This window comes from Streptomyces sp. NPDC008092 (assembly GCF_042957285.1).
Lineage (GTDB): Bacteria > Actinomycetota > Actinomycetes > Streptomycetales > Streptomycetaceae > Streptomyces.
In genome coordinates this window covers 550,510-570,157 of the sequence record NZ_JBIBHY010000001.1, presented here as the reverse complement: position 1 = coordinate 570,157, position 19,648 = coordinate 550,510, and the positions used below count along the sequence as shown (strand labels likewise).

The following is a 19,648-nucleotide window of genomic DNA, read 5'->3' as shown; positions in this document are numbered from 1 at the left end:
CACCTCCCGCCCACCTGTCGGATCAGACGTCTTCGACTGTACGGGCGGGGTCTGACAACCGGCCCCGGCGGCCTGCCGGGGGCGCCGCTACGGCACGGTGCGGGAGACGACGTAGATCATCGGGTAGTTCGGGTCGGCCGTGTTCACGACCACGTCCTGGGTGGGCGCCGGGTTCTTCTGCTTGTGCGTCAGGCCCGACCAGGTTCCGGGGCCGCTGAACTTCCAGCCGGTGATCTTCTGGTCGCGGGAGCTGATGCTGATGTCGTCCTTCTCGAGCGCGTCCCGGTTGACGCCCATGCCCTCCAGGAAGCTGTCCAGTCCGGCGGTGTTGGTGCGGAACTGGACGTAGAGACGGCTGGTCTTCCAGTTGTTCGTCTCGTAGTACGCGATCCGGTCGGCCGGATGCGGTACCGGCACCTGGTAGAGGCGCCGCTGCACCTTCGACGGCCAGCCCTCGGAGAGGCCGGTCGCCGAGTACTTGGACTCCTTGTCCTTGCCGCTGTTGCGGCTCTGGGCGGCGGAGATGACCAGATACCCGGCCGGTACCCCGATGAGCAGCACGATGATCAGCAGCGTCAGCGCCCTGCGCTTTGCCTTGTGGCCCGGGGTCTCCGGCGGGCGCTGCGGTTCCTCCGGGGAGGCGGCCTGACGGGGCAGTGCAGCGGTCATGCGGTGTCCCGGGTGCGGCGGGCCTCCGCGAACCGCTCGTAGCGCTCGTACCTTTCGACCCGGCGCCGCTTGGCGCGGCGGAAGCGCCGGGCGACCAGGCGGGCGAGGTCGGCGGCGCCGACCATGCCGGCCTCGGGGCCCAGCTGGGCGCGGGCGATCCGGGCCTCGGGGCGGTAGCCGCGGCCGGTCAGCTGGCGCTTGAACGCGTCGCGCGCGGGGCCGATCAGCAGGTCGTCGGCGGCGCTGACACCACCGCCGATCACGAAGCAGGAGGGGTCGAGGGCGGCGGCGAGGTTGGCGATGCCGACTCCCAGCCACTGGCCGATGTCCTGGAGCAGCTCGATGCACATCGCGTCGCCCTCGCGGGCCAGCTCGGTGATCATCGGGCCGGAGATCTCGTTGATGTTGCCCTTGACGTGCTCGATGATCCCGTACGCGACCGGGGAGTCTGCCGCGGCCAGCTCCTTGGCCTCGCGGACCAGCGCGTTGCCGGAGCTGTACTGCTCCCAGCAGCCGCGGTTGCCGCACGGACAGCGGTGGCCGCCGGGCACCACCTGCATGTGGCCGAACTCGCCGGCGACGCCGTACTTGCCGCGCTTGACCTGGCCGTCCTCCAGGATCGCGCCGCCGATGCCGGTGCCGAGCGTGATCATGACCAGGTGGTCCTCGCCGCGGCCGGCGCCGAAGCGCCACTCGGCCCAGGCGGCGGCGTTGGCGTCGTTGTCGACCAGGACGGGCACGGCGAGGCGGCCGGCCAGGCGGTCGCGCAGCGGTTCGTTGCGCCACGACAGGTGGGGGGCGAACAGCACGCGGTTGCGGTCGGCGTCGACCCAGCCGGCCGCGCCGATGCCGACGGCGTGCACGTCGTGCCGGTCGGACAGGTCCAGGACCAGTTCGACGATCGTGTCCTCGACGACCTTCGGGCTCTTGGACTTGTCCGGGGTCTCCGTGCGGAGCTTCTCCAGGATGTTGCCGTCGGCGTCCACGACGCCCGCCATGACCTTGGTGCCGCCGATGTCGATGCCGACCGTGGGCACCCGGGGTGCCGTCAGGTGGGAGCGGCGTTCCCGGGTGCCGACGGTCCGCAGGACCGGGGCTCGGCGGGAGCCGATGGGGGCGGTGAGGTCGCGGTAGGTGCTCATCGGGCTCGATTCTGCCGTACGCGCGCGTGCGGTGCCGTTCGGGGGAGATAAGGAGGCGCGCGGACCGCGGCCGGGTGCCGGTCCGTCGTGGCTGGTCGCGCAGTTCCTCCCCCAGCCTTCGGCCGGGGGTACCCCCAGCGCCCCTTCGGGGCGCTGCAGCTCGTGGTGTGGAAAGTCCGGGTCGCCGCCGCCCGCCGGGACACTTCGGTCACATTGTCCGGACATTAGGACCAGAACGTCGGCATCCTCAGGACCGCACCAGCAGCTGGAACTCGAAGGAGTAGCGGGTCGGGCGGTAGATGTGGTCGCCGAACTCGACGGCGCGGCCGGTGTCGTCGTACGTGGTGCGCTGCATGGTGAGCAGCGGGGCGCCCTCCGGCTCGGTGAGCCGGTCCGCCTCGGCGGCCGTGGCGGCGCGGGCGCCGATGGACTGGCGGGCGCTGTGCAGGGTGATCCCGGCGGTCCGCATCAGGCGGTAGAGGCCGGTGGCCTCCAGCTGGGCGGTGTCCAGGTCGAGCAGGCCGGGGGGCAGGTAGTTGGTCAGGTACGCCATGGGCTCACCGTGCGCCAGCCGCAGCCGTTCGATGCGGTGCACCTCGCTGCCCTCGGCCACCCCGAGCGCGGCCGCGACCTCCGCGGACGCCGGGACGGCGGTGTTGACCAGGACGTTCGTCGCGGGACGCTGGCCGGCCGACTCCAGGTCGTCGTAGAGGCTGCTGAGTTCCAGCGGGCGCTTGACCTGACTGTGCACGACCTGGGTGCCGACACCCCGGCGGCGGACGAGCAGACCCTTGTCCACCAGGGACTGGATGGCCTGGCGGACCGTCGGGCGGGACAGGCCGAGCCGTGCGGCGAGCTCGATCTCGTTGCCCAGCAGGCTGCCGGGGGTGAGCGAGCCGTGCTCGATGGCCGCTTCCAGCTGCTGGGCGAGCTGGAAGTACAACGGCACCGGGGAACTCCGGTCCACACTGAGGTCGAGCGTCACGGTCGGGTCCACATCTGGTTTCGGCACGGGGCCGAGCGTATCCCCGTGACGGGTTGACGGGAAGTTGTGTAGTTCGATTGTCCGGACATACGGATTGACAGCGCGCGGGGTACACCAGCACCTTGTTCCCATGCGCATCGGGGTCATCGGGACGGGCCGCATCGGCACCATTCACGCGAACACGCTCAGCCGTAATCGCGAGGTCGGATCGCTGATCCTCACGGACGTGGATCCCCGGCGGGCCCAGGATCTGGCGCACCGGCTCGGGGAGACCGCGGCGCCCGGGACGGACGAGATCTTCCAGTGGGGCGTGGACGCCGTGGTGATCACCGCCGCCACCTCCGCCCATGCCGACCTGATCGGACGGGCGGCCCGCTCCGGGCTGCCGGTCTTCTGCGAGAAGCCGATCGCCCTCGACCTGCCGGGCACGCTTCAGGCCCTGGCGGAGGTGGAGAAGGCCGGGACGGTGCTGCAGATGGGCTTCCAGCGGCGCTTCGACAAGGGGTACGCCGGTGCGCGGGAGGCGGTGCGCTCGGGCCGGCTCGGGCGGCTGCACACCGTGCGGGCGCTGACCTCCGACCAGTCCCCGCCCCCGCCGGAGTGGCTGCCGCTGTCCGGCGGGCTGTTCCGGGACACCCTGATCCACGACTTCGACGTGCTGCGCTGGGTGACCGGCCACGAGGTCGTGGACGTGTACGCGACCGGTTCGGACGCGGGCCCCGCGATGTTCCGCGAGGCCGGTGACGTCGACACGGCCGCGGCGGTGCTCACCCTGGACGACGGCACGCTGGCCACGGCGACGGCGACCCGGCTGAACGGCGCCGGGTACGACGTGCGGATGGAGCTGGCCGGCGAGCGGGACACCGTGGTGGTCGGCCTGGACGACCGGACGCCGGTGGCCTCGACCGAGCCGACCGGGCCGCCGCCCGCGGACAAGCCGTGGCCCGGCTTCCTGGAGCGGTTCGGGCCCGCCTACGAGGCCGAGCTGTGCGCCTTCGTGGACGTGGTGCGGGGTCAGCTGGCCAACCCCTGCGACGGGCGGGAGGCGCTGCAGGCGCTGCGGATCGCGGAGGCCTGCGAGATCTCCCGGCACGAGCGCAGATCGGTGGCGCTCGCGGAGGTCCCGGACCGCCTGGTCTGACCTGCCCGCCCCGTCCGACCCGTCCGACCCGCCTGACCGGTCCGGCCCGCCTGGACCCGCCCCGGCCGTGGCGTGCGGCTACCAGCGCACCGGGAGGCTGCGCACTCCTCTCATCAGGGTGCCCGGCAGCCACTCGCCGTGCGGGCCGTCCAGCGCGAGGCCGGGCGCGCGCTCCAGGAGGGTGCGCAGGGCGATCCGGCCCTCCAGGCGGGCCAGGGGTGCGCCCAGGCAGTAGTGGATGCCGTGGCCGAAGGCGAGATGGCCGCGGTGGTCGCGGCGGATGTCGAACCGGTCGGGCTCGGGATAGCGGTCGGCGTCGCGGTCGGCGCCGGCGAGGCTGATCATCACGGAGTCGCCCCGGCCGATGGCGGTGCCGGCGATCTCCAGGGGCTCGGCGGCGTACCGGTACGTGGCGTTCTCCACCGGGCCCTCCCAGCGCAGGGTCTCCTCGACCGCGCCGTCCAGAAGCCCCGTGTCGGCGCGCAGGGCGGCGAGTTCGTCGGGGTGGGTGAGCAGGGCGAGGACGCCGTTGCCGATGAGGTTGACGGTGGTCTCGTGGCCGGCGATCAGCAGGACGAAGGCCATGCCGCGCAGTTCCCCGACGGAGAGCCGGTCGCCGTCCTCGGCGGTGGTGCGGATCAGGTCGCTGAGCAGGTCGTCGCTCGGGCCCGTGCACCGCTTGTCCTCGATCAGCTCGGCCAGATAGTCGGCGAGCGCGGCGAAGGCGTCGTACTCGCTGCCCGGACTGCTGGGCGCGACCACCTCGTTGGACAGCTTCCGGAACCGCGCGCGGTCCAGCTCGGGGACGCCGAGCAGTTCGCTGATCACCGTGATCGGCAGCGGATAGGCGAGGGCGTCGACGAGGTCGGCGCGGCGGCGCGGGAGCATCTCGTCGAGCAGCCGGTCGGTGATCTCCTGGATCCTCGGTTCGAGGCCGGCCACCCGGCGGGCGGTGAACGCGCGCGTGATCAGACCGCGCAGCCTGGTGTGCTGGGGCGGGTCGGCGACCAGCAGGTACTTGCCGATCAGCTCCTCGTCGAGGAACCGGAAGCCGATCTTCTCGGTGTCCTTGGCCAGTCTGGGGTCGGCGAGCGCCGCGCGCGCCTCCTCGTAGCCGACGACCAGCCAGGTCTCGTGGTACTGGTCGGGCAGGGGCCACCGGACCCGGTGCACCGGGCCCCGCTCGCGCAGCCGCGCGTACACGGTGTGCGGGTCCGTGCGCAGACCGTCGCCGTACTCGCCGAGGTCGGTCACCTGCATGCTCTGCTCCCCCTTCAGGAGGTCCCCGAGGCCGTCCCGTGTCCGGAGAACGCACGGGCCGCCCCACAGGTGCCCCGGAGGCGCGCTATTCCTCCAGCAGTCCCGCGTCGTACGCCAGCAGGGCGATCTGGACGCGGTTGTTGAGGCCGAGCTTGGCGAGGATGCGGGAGACGTGGGTCTTGACGGTGGCGACGCTCATGAAGAGGCCGGTGGCGATCTCGGCGTTGGCGAGGCCCCGGCCGACCGCGACGGCGACCTCGCGCTCGCGGTCGTTGAGGGCGGCGAGCCGGCCACGCGCGCGTACCTGCCGGGTGTCGGCCCGGGCGCCGGCCGCGTGCGCCATCAGCTGCCGCGTGACGGCGGGCGACAGCACGGGGTCGCCGGCCGCGACCCGGCGCACCGCGGCCACGATCTCGGCCGGCGGGGTGTCCTTGAGGACGAACCCGGCGGCTCCGGCGCGCAGGGCGTGCAACACCTGTTCGTCGGCGTGGAAGGTGGTCAGGACGACGACCTGCGGGGCGTCGGCACGCGCGCGCAGCCGCTCGGTGGCGGTCAGTCCGTCCACGGACGGCATCCGGATGTCCATCAGGACGACGTCCGGGCGGGTGCGGTCCACGAGCGCCTCGACCTCGTCGCCGTCGGCGCCCTCCCCGACGATCTCGATGTCCCCGGCCCCGCCCATCATGAGGGCGAGCCCCGCCCGCACCAGCGGATCGTCGTCGACGAGCAGCAGTCTGATCGCGGTCATGGCTCCTACGTAATCACGCGGGTACGACGTCACGTGGCCGGTCGTTCAGACGACGGTCGAAGCGGCGGCCCAGGGCAGCCAGGCCCGCACCTCGAAGCCGCCGTCGCCGGTGGCCCGGTGCTCCAGCCGCCCGCCGGCCAGCGTGGCGCGTTCGGTCAGGCCGATCAGGCCCTGGCCGGAGCCGGGGACGTGGGCGGCCTCGGTCGCGGGGGCGGGGTTGTGCACGGTGATGTCCAGGCCGTCCCCCGGGGCGCCGGTGACGCGGACGGTGACCTCGGCGCCGGGGGCGTGCTTGCGGGCGTTGGTGAGACCCTCCTGGGCGATCCGGTAGGCGGTGCGGCCGACGGAGGCGGGAACGGCGGCCGGGTCGCCGACGTGGCTGTCCAGCACCACCTTCATGCCGGCTTCCCGTACTTCGGCGACCAGCGACTCCAGCGCGGCCAGGGTCGGCTGCGGGCGGCCGCCCGCCTCGTCGCCGTCGGCGGCGCGCAGCACGCCGATGATCTCGCGCAGGTCCTGGAGTGCCTCGTGGGCGCTCTCCCGGATGACCCCGGCCGCCCGGGCGATCTCCGCCTGCGGTGCGTCGGGCCGGAACTCCAGCGCCCCGGCGTGCACGCTGAGCAGGGTGAGCCGGTGGGCGAGGACGTCGTGCATCTCGCGGGCGATGGCCTCCCGGGCCAGCCGCTGGGCCCGCTCGGCGCGCAGCCCGGCCTCGGTCTCGGCCCGTCGCGCCCGGTCGCGCAGGCTGACCATCAGCTGCCGCTTGGAGCGCACGAACATGCCGAGGCTGACGACCAGGAGACTGAAGAGCACGACCAGGATGACGACGGCCAGGTAGGGCAGGTCGGGGTCGGGGCGCAGCCAGTAGAAGAGCGGGACCAGTGCGAGATTGATGCCGGCGATCCAGGCGACGTGCCGGAACGGGCGGTGCACGGCGAGCGTGAACAGCGCGACCATGGCGGCGCCGCCCGCGGTGTCGGAGACGAAGCCGACCGGGATCATGGCGATGGCCAGGCCCGTCGGCCAGCGGCGGCGCAGCCAGACCGCGGCACAGGCCAGTCCGCCGATGAGCTGGTCGGCGACGGCGAGGCCGTGCGAGACGTTCGGGTCCTGGCGCATCGTGTTGGCGGCCGCCACCCCGAGGAGGACGGCCAGCAGGAAGCAGCTGAAGTCGACGAGCCAGTCCCGCGCGGTGCGCCGGGGCCGCCGGCCGGCCGGACCGGCGTCGGGGTCGAGTTCATGGATCACGGCGGAGGGGAACAGCCACCGCCGCCCCTCGAACGTCCGTATAGAGATGTCACCGCTCACGGTCGACAAATCTACGCAGGACCGGCCGGCGACACCTACTCGTGCACGGGATCGTCGACCAAAGTTGGGCCCCTGTGGACTTTCGGTGCGCCACGCGCGCGTGCGGACGAGCCTTCCGGCGGACACGGCGCGCCCCACGGCCGATGGTGTGGCGGGCGGCCGCGGGGCGAGGGTCGTGCCGTGAAACAGTTGCTGGAACTGCTGGGATTCATCGCTCTTGTGCAGGGTGCGCTGGGACTGCTGCACGAGTTCACCCACTGGCGGGTGGGCCTCCTGCAACGCCTCGGCTTCCTCGACGGCTACGGGGTCTACGCGAGCATCGCGCTGATCGCCCTGGCGGGCGCGCTGTTCGCCGCCGCGGGGAGCCGGAGGTCCGGCTGAGCGGAGCCGGGCAAGATATATGCGAGGGCCGATAGAGGGCGGAAATAAAATACCCGCGTATGCAATTATTACTCCCGTGCCGTGCGCGAAGGCCCGCCTCCGGTGGCCCGGACGCCTGGCACCCGCCTACCGACCTCGCAAGGAGTCGCGCGTTGAACCCGCTCTTCACCCCCCTCGACCTCAAGTCGCTGTCGATCCCCAACCGCATCTGGATGGCGGCGATGTGCCAGTACAGCGCCGAGCCCGACGGCGAAGCGGCCGGCGTACCGACGGACTGGCACTTCACCCACCTCGCCGCACGCGCCGCCGGCGGCACCGGCCTGATCATCACCGAGGCCACGGCCGTCAGCCCCGAGGGCCGGATCTCCCCCTACGACCTCGGCATCTGGAACGACGAGCAGGTCGCCGCCTTCCGGCGCATCACCGCCTTCCTCAAGTCGCAGGGCACGGTCCCCGGGATCCAGCTGGCGCACGCGGGGCGCAAGGCGTCGACCGAGCGCACCTGGGTCGACCGCGGGCGCCCGATCGCCCCGCACGAGCCGCACGGCTGGACGCCGGTGGGCCCCAGCGCGGTGGCCTTCGACACGACGTCGACGGTGCCCGAGGAACTGACCACGGACGGCATCCGCGAGATCGTCCAGCAGTTCGCCGACGCCGCCGTCCGCGCTCTCGCGGCCGGTTTCCAGATCGCCGAGATCCACGGCGCCCACGGCTACCTGATCCACCAGTTCCTCTCCCCGCAGAGCAACCGGCGCACCGACGAGTACGGCGGTTCCTTCGAGGGCCGGACCCGCTTCGCCCTGGAGGTCGTCGACGCCGTACGCGCGGTGTGGCCCGAGGAACTGCCGGTGTTCTTCCGCATCTCCGCGACCGACTGGCTGTCGGAGAACCCCGAGGACGGCCGGACGGGCTGGACCGCCGACGACACCGTCCGCCTCGCCGCGGAACTGCTGGCGCACGGCGTCGACCTGATGGACATCTCCACCGGCGGTATCGTCCCCGACGCGAAGATCACGAGCGGTCCTGGCTACCAGGTCCCCTTCGCGGACCGCGTCCGCAACGAGACCGGCATGCCGGTCGCCGCCGTAGGCATGATCACCGAGCCCGCGCAGGCCGACGAGGTCATCGCCTCCGGCAGCGCCGACGCGGTCCTGCTGGCCCGGGAACTCCTGCGCAACCCCTACTGGGCCCGGCACGCCGCCGACCGGCTCGGTGCCGGCGTCGGCTCGCCCGTCCAGTACCACCGGGCCTGACACCGGCGCCGGCCGGCGGCAGCATCGGCGGTGGCGGCGAAGGAGGCGTCACCGTTCGCCCGCCCCGCGCCCGGGCCGGACACTTGAAAGGTGAGTGCGCCGCTCGTGCCTTCGCCGTTGCCGGTCGTCAACCGCATCCGGACCGTCCGGCCCCGGGCCGGCTCCGGGGCCGGGCGGCCGCGCCCGCGGAACGCGGCCGCCGGTCCGGAAGCGACGCGATCGACATGATCGTCGCGATCACCTGTGCCGTGCTTGCCGCCTGCAGCAACGCATGGGGCACGGTCCTGCAGCGACGTGCCGCCACAACCACGCCCGAATCGCACTCCCCCCTCGGCCTCGTCGGGAACCTGGTGCGCAACCCCGTCTGGCTCGGCGGAATTCTCGGAGTCGTCGGCGCGGCGCTGTTCCAGGCACTCGCGCTCGACTACGGGACCCTGGCCGCCGTCCAGCCGGTCTTCATTCTCGAACTGCCGCTCGCACTCGTCTTCGGCAGCCTCGTATTCCGGGTCCAGGTCTCCCGGAAGGCCTGGGGGTGCGTCGCCGCCATCTTCGCGGGGCTGGCGATCAGCCTCTTCTCGGCCGCTCCCGCCGGCGGACGCGCCCAGGTCCCCGGCATGTGGTGGATACCCACGATCGCCGCCACCGGCGCGGTCGGTGCCGCGCTCGTCCTCGTCGGCCTGCGACGCCCGCACGGCCTGGCACGCGCGGCCTGCCTGGCCGCGGCCGCCGCCGTCGGCAACGCGCTCACGGCGGCGCTGGTGAAGTCCGCGATGCAGATCCTGTCCCGGCACGGAGCCACCGCGTTCTTCCTCGCGTGGCAGACCTACGGCTTCGCACTCGTCGGCTCGTGCTCCATCGTCCTGCTGGGCTACGCCATGCAAGGAGGCCCCCTCATCGCCTCCCAGCCGGCGCTCACCCTGGGCGACGCCGTGGTCAGCTTCTGTCTCGGAGTCACCCTGTACGCGGAGTCACCGCGGCGCGGCATGTGGCTGCTGCCGGCCCTCTTCGGGGTCGCCCTGCTCTCGTACGGCGTGGTCACGCTCTCCCGCACCCGCTGCCTGGCGAAGTGCGTCGACCGGGACACGGAGGAAGCGGAACAGCAGGCGGCACGTCCGGCGGCGACGGCGATGTAGGCGATGCGGCCGGGAGCGGCGCGGCGGGGCAGCACGGCATGGCGTGGAGCGCCGGGACCGCGCGTGGCGACCCGGTGCGCGAAGGGGGCCTCGTCCCGCGGTCGACAACGTGGGGGGGTGACCGCGGGACGAGGCCCTGGCAGGGGCCGGAGGTCCGGACGAGCGTGCACCGGACCTGCGGCGGGTCGCGCCGTTCCTCGGCGGACCGTGATCTCTTCGGCCTGCCGGCTAGGTGGGGAAGCCGCTCAGCAGTCGAAGTCGATCAGGTCGAACGTGACGTAGTGGTCCGCCGTGTAGTAGTCCTCCTGGTACTCCTCGCCGGTCACGATGCGCCGTGCACCGCGCGTGGAGGAACCGGGCGTCTTCACGGTGTACTCGTGGTAATAGCCGCTGGGCTCGCTCGGCAGCACGCCCTCCTGGTTGCGGAAGACGGTCCCGTCCTGCGAGTACGGGAACGGACCGCCCGACGCGATCAGGTCGAGCGTGTCGTACGCCTGCGACGGCAGGTCGCCGTAGCAGATACTGCCGACCGAGCTGGCAGCGGCGTCCGCCGTGACGGCGGAGACGGTGCCGCCCACGAGGAGGGCGGACAGCAGGGCGCCGGCGGCGCCGATGCGGGTGATTCGTGGGGGGAATCTCATGGCTCCATGATGACGCGCGTAGAGTGTGGCATGTCAATGACAAGTTCGAAGAATTTGCCGCCGAGTCCCCCGAGTTTTCAGGGAGTTAACTTGGGCGGCCGCGCCGCTAGCCGTTCTGCTCCGCGATGTACGAGCCGTAGTCGGGGCGGCCCGCGCTGTCGTACGACTGGATGGAGACGCCCGCCGTGGTGATCCGCCCGTCGGTGTGCCGGAACTTCGTCGGCAGGGCGCCTTCCTGGAAGAACCGGCGGCCGGAGCCGAGCACCACCGGGAAGGTCACCAGGTGGAGGGTATCGACGAGGCCGAGGTCCAGCAGGGAGCGGACCAGGGCACCGCTGCCGTGCACCTGGAGCTCGCCCTCGGTGCGCTCCCGGAGAGCGGTGACCTCCTTCGCGAGGTCGCCGGCGAGGACCGTGGTGCCGGACCAGCCGGGGTCGGTCAGGGTCGCGGACGGGACGTACTTGGGGAGTGCGTTGAGCCTGGCCGCGATCGGGTTGCCGGGGTCGGTGATCCTCGGCCAGTAGGACGCGAAGATGTCGTACGTGCGGCGGCCGAGCAGGAAGGCGCCGGCCCGCTCGAAGACCTCGGCGACGAACCGGCCGAAGTCCTCGTCGCCGTAGGTGAAGCTCCAGCCGCCGTGGGTGAAGCCCCCGCCGGGGTCCTCCTCGGGGCCGCCGGGCGCCTGGTAGACGCCGTCGAGGGTGACGAACATGGTGGAGACGAGCTTGCCCATGGCGGTGCCTGCTTCCCGGGGGTGCGGTCCGTTGTCATCGGCTCAGACCCCTGGGGCACCGGCAACTCATCGGTCGGCCGGTCTCCGGTGTGCCCTGTGTGCCCTCACCCCGCGTGCGTCGAGAACAGTCCGCCGGTCGGGCCCTGCTTGTCGCCGCCCTGCGCCTTCTTCAGCGCGTTGGCGAGGCTCTCGATGGTGAGGGACTGCAGGATCACCCGGCCGTTGCCCTCCAGAGTGGCCAGGGAGAGGCCCTCGCCGCCGAAGACGGCGTTCATGAGGCCCTGGCGGTTGAGGCCGCCGACGCGCTGGACGCCGTACTGGATGCCCTCCTCGAAGGCGACGACGCAGCCCGTGTCGACCTCGATGCGGCCGCCGAAGTCGGCGGGGTTCAGGTCGATGAAGTTGCCCGCGCCGGCGATGATCACCGTGCCGTGGCCGGTGAACTTCTCCAGGATGAAGCCCTCGCCGCCGCTCATGCCGGTACGGCCGCCGGCGAAGGCGATGCCGAACTCGACGGTGGACTCGGCCGCGACGAAGGCGTCCTTCTCGGCGAACCACGCGCGTGTGCCGTTCAGCTCCAGCGCGCGCATCTCGCCCGGGAGCACGCCCGCGAAGCCGACGGTGCCCTCGCCGCCCTGGGAGGTGAAGTACTGGAACGCCAGCGACTCGCCGGCGAGCATGCGCTGGCCGACCTGCATGGCTGTGCCCATGGCCTGGCGGAGCATGCCGCCCATGCCGCCACCGCCGCCGCCCTGCTGCCGGCCGCCGCCGTTCGGGCCGCCGAGCCGGGTCTCCATGGTCACGTTCGTCGTCTTGAACAGGAACTTGCCGGCCTCGCAGTACACGGTCTGGCCGGGGTGCAGGTTGACGATCGCCATCTGCATGGCGTTGCCGACGATTTCTTGCTGAAGGGTCACGGCAGAAGAACGTAGCCGACGGCCCGCCGGTTCCCCTCGCCCACCTACCCACCCGACTCGGTCACCTGAGCAGCGAGGCCTCAAGAGGGCAAGACACACCCCGCCCCTCGAAGAACATCCCGCCCCCCCTCCCGGACCCCACCGATTCGGCCGCGCAGACCGGGACGCCTGCAGGAGACCGTGACCGGCATCGACCCACCCGTCGCGCGTGCGCCCCTGCCGACACGTCCCCGGCCACCTCGTCCTGGCTACCTCCGACCGCCTGTCCCGACTACCCGGCCGACCCCATCCCGGCCGGTCCGACCACCCCGTCCCGGCTGCCCCCGGCCGACCACCCGGACTCCCCCCGACCCGCCCCGTCCGCGACCATCCCGACGACCCCTGCCGCCTCGGCCTGTCGTCGGCTTTCGACCTCGCCCTTTGAGAAGGCGAGTCGGCGAGTCGGGTGGGTGGGCGGGCAACAGGGTCAGGACAGTTCGCGGTGTCTTGTCGTCAGGGCCGTTGCTCCCGCTTCCGTGGGTGTGCCGAACAGGCGTAGGCGGGAGATTCCGCCGTCCGGGAAGATGTCCACGCGTGCGTGCGTGCCGACGGCGGGGGTCGGCAGGACGAAGCGGTGGTTCGTGTCCGGCTGGAGGCGGGTGCGCGGGAGGATCTCCGTCCAGGTGCCGTCCTCGCCGTCCCGTAGCGACACGGACGCCCAGCCCGCGCTGTTGCCCTTCAGGTACGCCGTGTCGATCTCGACCGCCCGGATCTGGGACTGGGCGGCGAGCCGGTACCGGATCCAGTCGTTGCCCTGGTCGCGGCGGCGGCGCGTCTCCCAGCCGTCGTCCATCTTGCGGGAGCGGCCCGGCTGGATGGTGTTGGTCGCGGGTGAGTAGAAGAGGTTGGAGGCGTCCTCGACCTGGCCGCCGTTCTCCAGGGCGGCCACGTCGAAGGTGCCGAGCACGGCGAGCCACCCGGGGTCGGGCACGACCTCGCCGTACACGCGCAGGCGCGCGATGCCGCCGTCGGGGTGCTGGTTGACGCGGAGGTGCGTGAAGCGCTGTTCGACGGAGACGGCGAAGCCGTTCGCCGCGTGGCCGCCGACGGGGGTGCGGGGCACGAGCGTCGTCCACTTCACGTCGTCGCCGAGGAGTTCCGCCGGGGACGGCGAGCCGGCGGCCGAGGTGCCCTCGACCGACACCGCCTGCGGGTAGTTGCCGCGGAAGTGGGCCGTGTCGACGACGATCCCGCGGACGACTCCGGCGGCGCCGAGCCGGACCAGTGCCCAGTCGTGGTCCTCGGCGGTCGGCCAGGGGTGGTCGGCCGAGGCCCCGCGGCGGCGGCGCGTCTCCCAGCCGTCCATGATCTTGCCCTTGTGCCCGAAGTGCTCGGGATCGAACTCCGCCCGCCCCGGCACCAGCAGGTTCTCCCGCTGGGCGAAGAACTCGTCGTTGGCGGCGACGACCCCGGCACCGAGCTGCCGGTCGGCGAGGTCGACGTACTGGGTGAACGGGAAGTCGCCGGTGCGGTAGTCCGCGTACGGGTCGCCGCCGGAGTAGGGGTGCGCGTCGCCGGTGAAGGTCGGGATCGCCGTCAAAGGTGTTCCTTTCGGTGTCGGCCGTTGCGGGTGCGGGAGGCAGGAGAGAAGCAGAAGGGGTCAGGGGGTGCGGGTGAGGAGGTGGCCCCGCGGGGGCGTGAACTCGCCGTCCGCGACGATGCGTTCGCCGCGCAGCCAGGTGGACCTCACGACGCCGTACAGGGTCTTGCCCGCGTACGCGGTGACCCGGTTGCGGTGCTGCAGGCCCGCCGGGTCCACGGTGAAGGTCTCGTCGGGCGCGAGGACGGCGAAGTCGGCGTCCCGGCCCGCCGCGATGGCGCCCTTGCGGTCGTCGAGGCCGACGAGCGCGGCCGTGCGGGCCGACATCCAGCGGACCACGTCCTCCAGGCTGTGACCGCGCCTGCGGGCCTCCGTCCACACGGCGGCGAGGCTGAGCTGGAGGCCGGAGATGCCGCCCCAGGCGGTCGCGAAGTCGTTCGTCTTCAGGTCGGCCGTGGAGGGCGAGTGGTCGGTGACCACGCAGTCGACGGTGCCGTCGGCCAGCGCCTGCCAGAGCAGGTCCTGGTTGGCCGCCTCCCGGATGGGCGGGCAGCACTTGAACTCGCTGGCGCCGTCCGGGACCTCCTCCGCGGTGAGGGTGAGGTAGTGCGGGCAGGTCTCGACGGTGAGGCGGACGCCGTCCGCCTTGGCCGCCGCGATCAGCGGCAGCGCGTCGGACGAGGACAGGTGCAGGACGTGCACGCGCGCGTGCAGGCGTTTCGCCTGGGCGATCAGCTGGGCGATCGCCGTGTCCTCCGCGTCGCGCGGCCGGGAGGCGAGGAAGTCGGCGTACTTCGGGCCGCCCTGCTGCGGGGCGGCCTCCAGGTGGTGCGGGTCCTCGGCGTGCACGATCAGCAGGCCGTCGAAGGAGGCGATCTCGGCCAGCGACCGGGCCAGCTGCTCCTGGTCGAGGTGCGGGAACTCGTCCACGCCGGACGGTGACAGGAACGCCTTGAAGCCGAAGACACCGGCCTCGTGCAGCGGGCGCAGGTCCTTGACGTTGTCGGGCAGCGCGCCGCCCCAGAAGCCGACGTCGATGTGCGCCTTGTCGGCCGCGACCTGTTGCTTGACGCGGAGGTTCGCGACGGTCGTGGTCGGCGGGAGGGAGTTGAGCGGCATGTCGACCAGGGTCGTGATGCCGCCGGCGGCCGCCGCGCGGGTGGCGGTCCAGAAGCCCTCCCACTCGGTGCGGCCGGGGTCGTTCACGTGCACGTGGGTGTCGACCAGGCCGGGCAGCAGGACGTCGTCGCCGAGGTCCTCCAGGCGGGCACCCTCCGGGACGGGGGCGTCGTACGGCAGTACGGCCGTGATCGTCCCGGCGGACACGGCGACCGAGGCGGCCCGCGTCCCCTCCGGGGTGATGACGCGCGTCGAGCGCAGCACCAGTTCAGCGTCGGACACCCGGACCCCTCTCTCTGCCGCCGTTTTACTTCCGCGAAACGGGATTTACACCCACGCAACGGAATTCAACGTTCTGTTGAAGGAGTCTTCACTCCCGCTCCCGCGCCGTCAAGGGCACACTGCATCCCAGGGGCCGGCAGGCGCCCACTCTGGACGTTTCCACAGAGCGGAATTACACTTCCGGAAAGCAGAACGTAGCTACGCACGACCGGGGAGTCAACCGACTGCCGGGTAGGCTTCTGCCCTTCCCGCCAGTCCCGAAAGGAACGCGCCGTGCCGACGTCCAGCGCCAGCACCACCGACTCCGCCAAGTCCGGCGGCGGCGTCCAGTCCCTTGAGCGCGCCTTCGATCTGCTGGAGCGGATGGCGGACGCCGGCGGCGAGGTGGGCCTCAGCGAGCTGTCCGCGAGCAGCGGGCTGCCGCTGCCGACGATCCACCGGCTGATGCGCACGCTGGTCGCCTGCGGCTACGTACGCCAGCAGCCGAACCGCCGGTACGCGCTCGGGCCCCGGCTGATCCGGCTCGGCGAGTCGGCGTCCCGGCTGCTCGGCACCTGGGCGCGGCCGTACCTCGCGCGGCTGGTCGAGGAGACCGGGGAGACGGCGAACATGGCGCTGCTCGACGGGGACGAGATCGTGTACGTGGCACAGGTGCCGTCGAAGCATTCGATGAGGATGTTCACCGAGGTGGGCCGGCGGGTGCTGCCGCATTCCACGGGAGTGGGCAAGGCGCTGCTGGCGAATGTGCCGGACGCCGAGGTGCGGGCGCTGCTGGGGCGGACCGGGATGGCCGCGGCGACCGAGAAGACGATCACCACTCCGGAGGGGTTCCTGGAGGCCCTGGCGGAGGTGCGGCGGCTGGGGTACGCCGTGGACGACAACGAGCAGGAGGTGGGGGTGCGGTGCCTCGCGGTGTCCGTGCCCGATTCGCCCACCGCGGCCGCCATTTCGATCTCCGGGCCTGCGGGGCGGGTGACGGAGGCGGCGGTCGAGAAGATCGTGCCGGTGCTGCAGCAGGTGGCGGTTGAGTTGTCTCAGGCGTTGGTGAGTTCAGGGGCCTGAGCGGCAGGGACGGGTGCACCGTTGGCGGGTGCGGGTCGCGTGTGGCTGGTCGCGCCCACGCGGCGGAGCCGCAAATCGATACAGCCCCGCGCCCCTTACGGGGCGCTCAGCGTCTCGGCGTTTCACCGAACAGGTCCACCGCCTGGCGAACGTCCGACAGGCCCCGGGACAACGCGCTCATCGAACCGATCGCGCCCGCGATCAGTAACAGGGAGCGGCGCAGGCGTGGGATCTCCGGCATGCCGCCGGTGGCCATCGCGGCCAGGGCCGCCAGCTCGTCCTCGGCTATCGCGCGGTCCGGGAACTCGGCCGGATGCGCGGCCAGTTCGCGGCGCAGCCGGGAGACCGCCGTGCGTAGTTCCGTCACCCTCGGATCCTCGTCACTGCCGGTCACTGGCCTCTGTCCCAAGCTCCGCAACACAGCTCTCCCCCCTCGCCAGGTGCCCCTGAACGGTGGTCGGGCGCCCGGGGACGCGGGTCAGTAAACGCCCTCCCGTGCGGGCAGCGCTACAGCGCGGACCGAATTTCAGCCCTTCGGAACCGGCCGCCCGCTCCGGCGTCGGGTATGCAGGACGCATGACGGACACGCATGACCAGATCGCCGGGCTGCTGCTCGCCGCCGGCGGTGGCAGACGGCTCGGCGGGCGGCCCAAGGCGCTGCTGACGCACCGGGGCCGGCCGCTGGTGGAGTACGCGGTCGGCGTGCTGCGCGCGGGCGGCTGCGGGCCGGTGCACGTGGTCCTGGGGGCCCGTGCGGGCGACGTGCGGGAGCGGGCCGAACTCGGCGGCTGCGTGGTCGTGGAGAACCCGGACTGGGCGGAGGGCATGGGGTCCTCGCTGCGGGTGGGGCTGGAGTCGCTCGCCGGGGCCGGGGTGCGGGCCGCACTGGTGTCACTGGTGGATCAGCCGGGGATCGGGAGCGCGGCCGTGGCGCGGGTACTCGGCGGATACCGGGACGAGGACTCACTGGTGTCGGCCGCCTACGACGGGGTGCGCGGGCATCCCGTCCTGTTCGGCTCGGCCCACTGGGCGGGGATCGCCGCGAGCGCGACCGGCGACCGGGGCGCCCGCGCCTACCTCAGGGCCCACGAGGAGGAGATCACGCTCGTCGAGTGCGGGGACGTGGCCGAGCCGTACGACATCGACACGGAGGCGGACCTGGGCCACCTTGAGTGAACGGGGTGGCACTGAGCGCCACCTTCGCTCGACCCGGAGAATCTCGACATCAACAAACCATTGAACTTCCACAATGAGGAAACTAGTATCCACTGTTCAGAAGCGCCCGGCACCTGAGCGGGTGCGCTTCGCTCCACCCGGAACGACTGGCACCCGGTGCCACCGCTGAAGGAAGTGACAGCTCATGTCCGCACCAGCGCCGTCTCCGCCGGCCATCGTCGACGCCGCGCCCCTGCCCCGGCAGGAGGAGGTCCTCACCGACGCGGCGCTCGCCTTCGTGGCCGAGCTGCACCGGCGGTTTTCGCCGCGCCGTGCCGAACTCCTCGCCCGCCGCGCCGAGCGCCGCGCCGAGATCGCCCGCACCTCGACCCTGGACTTCCTGCCGGAGACCGCCACGGTCCGCGCGGACGACTCCTGGCGGGTGGCCCCCTCCCCCGCGGCGCTGAACGACCGCCGGGTGGAGATCACCGGTCCCACCGACCGCAAGATGACCATCAACGCCCTCAACTCGGGTGCCCGGATCTGGCTCGCGGACTTCGAGGACGCCTCCGCGCCGACCTGGGAGAACGTCGTCCTGGGCCAGCTGAACCTGATCGACGCCTACACCCGGACCATCGACTTCACGGACCCGGCGAGCGGCAAGTCGTACGCCCTGAAGGCCGACGAGGAGCTGGCGACGGTCGTCATGCGGCCGCGCGGCTGGCACCTGAACGAGCGGCACGTGGAGGTCGACGGCGAGCAGGTCCCCGGCGCCTTCGTCGACTTCGGGCTCTACTTCTTCCACAACGCGCAGCGGCTGCTCGACCTCGGCAAGGGACCGTACTTCTACCTCCCGAAGACCGAGTCGCACCTCGAAGCCCGGCTCTGGAACGACGTGTTCGTCTTCGCGCAGGACTACGTCGGCATCCCGCAGGGCACCGTCCGCGCCACCGTGCTGATCGAGACGATCACCGCCGCGTACGAGATGGAGGAGATCCTCTACGAACTCCGCGACCACGCCTCCGGGTTGAACGCCGGCCGCTGGGACTACCTGTTCTCCATCGTGAAGAACTTCCGTGACGGCGGGCCCCGGTTCGTCCTCCCGGACCGCAACGCCGTGACGATGACCGCCCCGTTCATGCGGGCGTACACCGAACTCCTCGTCCGCACCTGCCACAAGCGCGGCGCGCACGCGATCGGCGGCATGGCGGCCTTCATCCCGTCCCGCCGGGACGCGGAGGTGAACAAGGTCGCCTTCGAGAAGGTGCGCGCCGACAAGGACCGCGAGGCGAACGACGGCTTCGACGGCTCCTGGGTCGCCCACCCCGACCTGGTCCCGATCGCCCTGGAGTCCTTCGACCGGGTCCTCGGCGACAAGCCGAACCAGAAGGACCGGCTGCGCGAGGACGTCCACGTCGAGGCCGCCGACCTGATCGCGGTCGACTCGCTCAAGGCGAAGCCGACCTATCCGGGTCTGGTCAACGCCGTGCAGGTGGGCATCCGTTACATCGAGGCGTGGCTGCGCGGGCTCGGCGCGGTGGCCATCTTCAACCTCATGGAGGACGCGGCCACCGCGGAGATCTCGCGGTCGCAGATCTGGCAGTGGATCAACGCCGGAGTCGAGTTCGAGAACGGCGAGAAGGCCACGCCGGAGCTGGCCAGGAAGATCGCCGCCGAGGAACTCGCCGCCGTCCGCGCGGAGATCGGCGAGGAGGCCTTCGCGGCCGGCCACTGGCAGCAGGCCCACGACCTGCTGCTCACCGTCTCCCTCGACGAGGACTACGCGGACTTCCTGACGCTGCCCGCGTACCAGCAGCTGCGCGGCTGACCTACTCCGGCGCCGGCCTGTCCGAGTGGCCCAGGGACTTCCCCGGGGCCACTCGGTCGCGTACGGCCTGCTTCACGGCGGTCGGCTCCGGGAAGCCCTGCTCGCGCCGGTCCCAGACCACCTCGTCACCGACCCGGACGACGAAGACGCCGCCCTTGCCCGGCTTCAGCGCCAGCTCCGTCAGCTCGGTCTCGAAGGTGGTCAGCAGCTCCTGGGCCAGCCAGGCCGCCCGCGGCAGCCAGCGGCACTGGGTGCAGTACTCGATCTCGACGCGTCGGCTCTCACTCATCCGGGCATCGTAACCGAACGTGA

General features: G+C 72.0%; 20 protein-coding genes. 7 read left to right on the top strand and 13 right to left on the bottom strand.

Features of this window, described 5'->3' with window-relative positions; translation table 11 throughout:
* Positions 1-87: 87 nt before the first annotated feature.
* The 3 genes from ACFZB3_RS02340 to ACFZB3_RS02330 all read right to left on the bottom strand — a co-directional run bounded on the left by ACFZB3_RS02340 (position 88) and on the right by ACFZB3_RS02330 (position 2,796).
* Positions 88-669 (bottom strand): sugar kinase, encoded by a 582-nt coding sequence (locus tag ACFZB3_RS02340; RefSeq protein ID WP_391368344.1) that lies wholly within the window; start codon positions 667-669, stop codon positions 88-90.
* Complete coding sequence (locus ACFZB3_RS02335) at positions 666-1,811, bottom strand: ROK family glucokinase (RefSeq protein ID WP_351707931.1); 1,146 nt, start codon at positions 1,809-1,811, stop codon at positions 666-668. The genes ACFZB3_RS02340 and ACFZB3_RS02335 overlap by 4 nt, the downstream gene beginning before the upstream one ends.
* Positions 1,812-2,058: 247 nt before the next feature.
* Positions 2,059-2,796 (bottom strand): UTRA domain-containing protein, encoded by a 738-nt coding sequence (locus ACFZB3_RS02330; protein ID WP_391369706.1) that lies wholly within the window; start codon positions 2,794-2,796, stop codon positions 2,059-2,061.
* Positions 2,797-2,926: 130 nt separating this feature from the next.
* Here ACFZB3_RS02330 and ACFZB3_RS02325 point away from each other — a divergent pair, with 130 nt between their 5' ends.
* On the top strand, positions 2,927-3,937 hold the full coding sequence (locus ACFZB3_RS02325) for a Gfo/Idh/MocA family oxidoreductase (protein WP_391368341.1): 1,011 nt from the start codon (positions 2,927-2,929) through the stop codon (positions 3,935-3,937).
* Between the two features lie 78 nt (positions 3,938-4,015).
* Here ACFZB3_RS02325 and ACFZB3_RS02320 read toward each other — a convergent pair whose 3' ends face one another.
* The 3 genes from ACFZB3_RS02320 to ACFZB3_RS02310 form a co-directional block, all read right to left on the bottom strand.
* A complete protein-coding gene (locus ACFZB3_RS02320) occupies positions 4,016-5,197 on the bottom strand; it encodes a cytochrome P450 (protein WP_391368338.1) in 1,182 nt (393 codons plus the stop codon).
* Positions 5,198-5,282: 85 nt separating this feature from the next.
* Positions 5,283-5,945 (bottom strand): response regulator, encoded by a 663-nt coding sequence (locus ACFZB3_RS02315; protein ID WP_391368335.1) that lies wholly within the window; start codon positions 5,943-5,945, stop codon positions 5,283-5,285.
* A 45-nt stretch (positions 5,946-5,990) separates the two neighbouring features.
* Positions 5,991-7,262 carry a histidine kinase gene (locus tag ACFZB3_RS02310; protein ID WP_391368332.1) on the bottom strand — a complete coding sequence of 424 codons (1,272 nt, stop codon included), beginning with the start codon at positions 7,260-7,262 and terminating at the stop codon, positions 5,991-5,993.
* A gap of 171 nt (positions 7,263-7,433) precedes the next feature.
* Between ACFZB3_RS02310 and ACFZB3_RS02305 the strand changes: the two genes are divergently transcribed.
* The 3 genes from ACFZB3_RS02305 to ACFZB3_RS02295 all read left to right on the top strand — a co-directional run bounded on the left by ACFZB3_RS02305 (position 7,434) and on the right by ACFZB3_RS02295 (position 10,020).
* Positions 7,434-7,634, top strand: a complete 201-nt coding sequence (locus ACFZB3_RS02305; RefSeq protein WP_391368329.1) for a hypothetical protein — start codon at positions 7,434-7,436, stop codon at positions 7,632-7,634.
* 152 nt (positions 7,635-7,786) lie between these two features.
* A complete protein-coding gene (locus tag ACFZB3_RS02300; protein ID WP_391368326.1) occupies positions 7,787-8,887 on the top strand; it encodes an NADH:flavin oxidoreductase/NADH oxidase in 1,101 nt (366 codons plus the stop codon).
* Between the two features lie 224 nt (positions 8,888-9,111).
* Positions 9,112-10,020 carry a DMT family transporter gene (locus ACFZB3_RS02295; RefSeq protein ID WP_391368323.1) on the top strand — a complete coding sequence of 303 codons (909 nt, stop codon included), beginning with the start codon at positions 9,112-9,114 and terminating at the stop codon, positions 10,018-10,020.
* Positions 10,021-10,265: 245 nt separating this feature from the next.
* Here the strand turns inward: ACFZB3_RS02295 and ACFZB3_RS02290 are convergent, their stop codons facing one another.
* The 5 genes from ACFZB3_RS02290 to allB all read right to left on the bottom strand — a co-directional run bounded on the left by ACFZB3_RS02290 (position 10,266) and on the right by allB (position 15,291).
* A complete protein-coding gene (locus ACFZB3_RS02290) occupies positions 10,266-10,661 on the bottom strand; it encodes a ribonuclease domain-containing protein (protein WP_391368320.1) in 396 nt (131 codons plus the stop codon).
* A gap of 106 nt (positions 10,662-10,767) precedes the next feature.
* A complete protein-coding gene (locus tag ACFZB3_RS02285; protein ID WP_391368317.1) occupies positions 10,768-11,394 on the bottom strand; it encodes a dihydrofolate reductase family protein in 627 nt (208 codons plus the stop codon).
* Positions 11,395-11,498: 104 nt separating this feature from the next.
* Positions 11,499-12,311 (bottom strand): AIM24 family protein, encoded by an 813-nt coding sequence (locus ACFZB3_RS02280; RefSeq protein ID WP_391368314.1) that lies wholly within the window; start codon positions 12,309-12,311, stop codon positions 11,499-11,501.
* 466 nt (positions 12,312-12,777) lie between these two features.
* The gene (gene alc, locus ACFZB3_RS02275; RefSeq protein ID WP_391368311.1) at positions 12,778-13,890 is read right to left on the bottom strand and encodes an allantoicase; all 1,113 of its coding nucleotides are present in this window, start codon (positions 13,888-13,890) and stop codon (positions 12,778-12,780) included.
* A gap of 60 nt (positions 13,891-13,950) precedes the next feature.
* Positions 13,951-15,291 (bottom strand): allantoinase AllB, encoded by a 1,341-nt coding sequence (gene allB / locus ACFZB3_RS02270; RefSeq protein WP_391368308.1) that lies wholly within the window; start codon positions 15,289-15,291, stop codon positions 13,951-13,953.
* A gap of 273 nt (positions 15,292-15,564) precedes the next feature.
* On the opposite strand from allB, the gene ACFZB3_RS02265 reads away from it, so the two are divergent.
* Entirely contained in the window at positions 15,565-16,353 is a 789-nt protein-coding gene (locus ACFZB3_RS02265; protein ID WP_391368306.1) for an IclR family transcriptional regulator C-terminal domain-containing protein, read from the top strand.
* Between the two features lie 106 nt (positions 16,354-16,459).
* Here ACFZB3_RS02265 and ACFZB3_RS02260 read toward each other — a convergent pair whose 3' ends face one another.
* On the bottom strand, positions 16,460-16,774 hold the full coding sequence (locus ACFZB3_RS02260) for a DUF5955 family protein (RefSeq protein ID WP_391368303.1): 315 nt from the start codon (positions 16,772-16,774) through the stop codon (positions 16,460-16,462).
* Positions 16,775-16,929: 155 nt separating this feature from the next.
* Here ACFZB3_RS02260 and ACFZB3_RS02255 point away from each other — a divergent pair, with 155 nt between their 5' ends.
* Positions 16,930-17,529 (top strand): NTP transferase domain-containing protein, encoded by a 600-nt coding sequence (locus tag ACFZB3_RS02255; protein WP_391368300.1) that lies wholly within the window; start codon positions 16,930-16,932, stop codon positions 17,527-17,529.
* 184 nt (positions 17,530-17,713) lie between these two features.
* Entirely contained in the window at positions 17,714-19,336 is a 1,623-nt protein-coding gene (gene aceB / locus ACFZB3_RS02250) for a malate synthase A (protein WP_391368295.1), read from the top strand.
* Position 19,337: 1 nt separating this feature from the next.
* On the opposite strand, the gene ACFZB3_RS02245 is transcribed toward aceB, so the two are convergent.
* Positions 19,338-19,625, bottom strand: coding sequence for a SelT/SelW/SelH family protein (locus ACFZB3_RS02245; RefSeq protein ID WP_391368292.1), 288 nt, complete (start codon positions 19,623-19,625; stop codon positions 19,338-19,340).
* Between the last annotated feature and the right edge of the window lie 23 nt (positions 19,626-19,648).

Bases quoted from the DNA above. Each gene is read 5' to 3' on its own strand.
- ACFZB3_RS02340 (WP_391368344.1), bottom strand. From the start codon at position 669: ATGACCGCTGCACTGCCCCGTCAGGCCGCCTCCCCGGAGGAACCGCAG.
- ACFZB3_RS02335 (WP_351707931.1), bottom strand. From the start codon at position 1,811: ATGAGCACCTACCGCGACCTCACCGCCCCCATCGGCTCCCGCCGAGCC.
- ACFZB3_RS02325 (WP_391368341.1), top strand. From the start codon at position 2,927: ATGCGCATCGGGGTCATCGGGACGGGCCGCATCGGCACCATTCACGCG.
- ACFZB3_RS02320 (WP_391368338.1), bottom strand. From the start codon at position 5,197: ATGCAGGTGACCGACCTCGGCGAGTACGGCGACGGTCTGCGCACGGAC.
- ACFZB3_RS02315 (WP_391368335.1), bottom strand. From the start codon at position 5,945: ATGACCGCGATCAGACTGCTGCTCGTCGACGACGATCCGCTGGTGCGG.
- ACFZB3_RS02295 (WP_391368323.1), top strand. From the start codon at position 9,112: ATGATCGTCGCGATCACCTGTGCCGTGCTTGCCGCCTGCAGCAACGCA.
- ACFZB3_RS02290 (WP_391368320.1), bottom strand. From the start codon at position 10,661: ATGAGATTCCCCCCACGAATCACCCGCATCGGCGCCGCCGGCGCCCTG.
- ACFZB3_RS02285 (WP_391368317.1), bottom strand. From the start codon at position 11,394: ATGGGCAAGCTCGTCTCCACCATGTTCGTCACCCTCGACGGCGTCTAC.
- ACFZB3_RS02255 (WP_391368300.1), top strand. From the start codon at position 16,930: ATGACGGACACGCATGACCAGATCGCCGGGCTGCTGCTCGCCGCCGGC.
- aceB (WP_391368295.1), top strand. From the start codon at position 17,714: ATGTCCGCACCAGCGCCGTCTCCGCCGGCCATCGTCGACGCCGCGCCC.
- ACFZB3_RS02245 (WP_391368292.1), bottom strand. From the start codon at position 19,625: ATGAGTGAGAGCCGACGCGTCGAGATCGAGTACTGCACCCAGTGCCGC.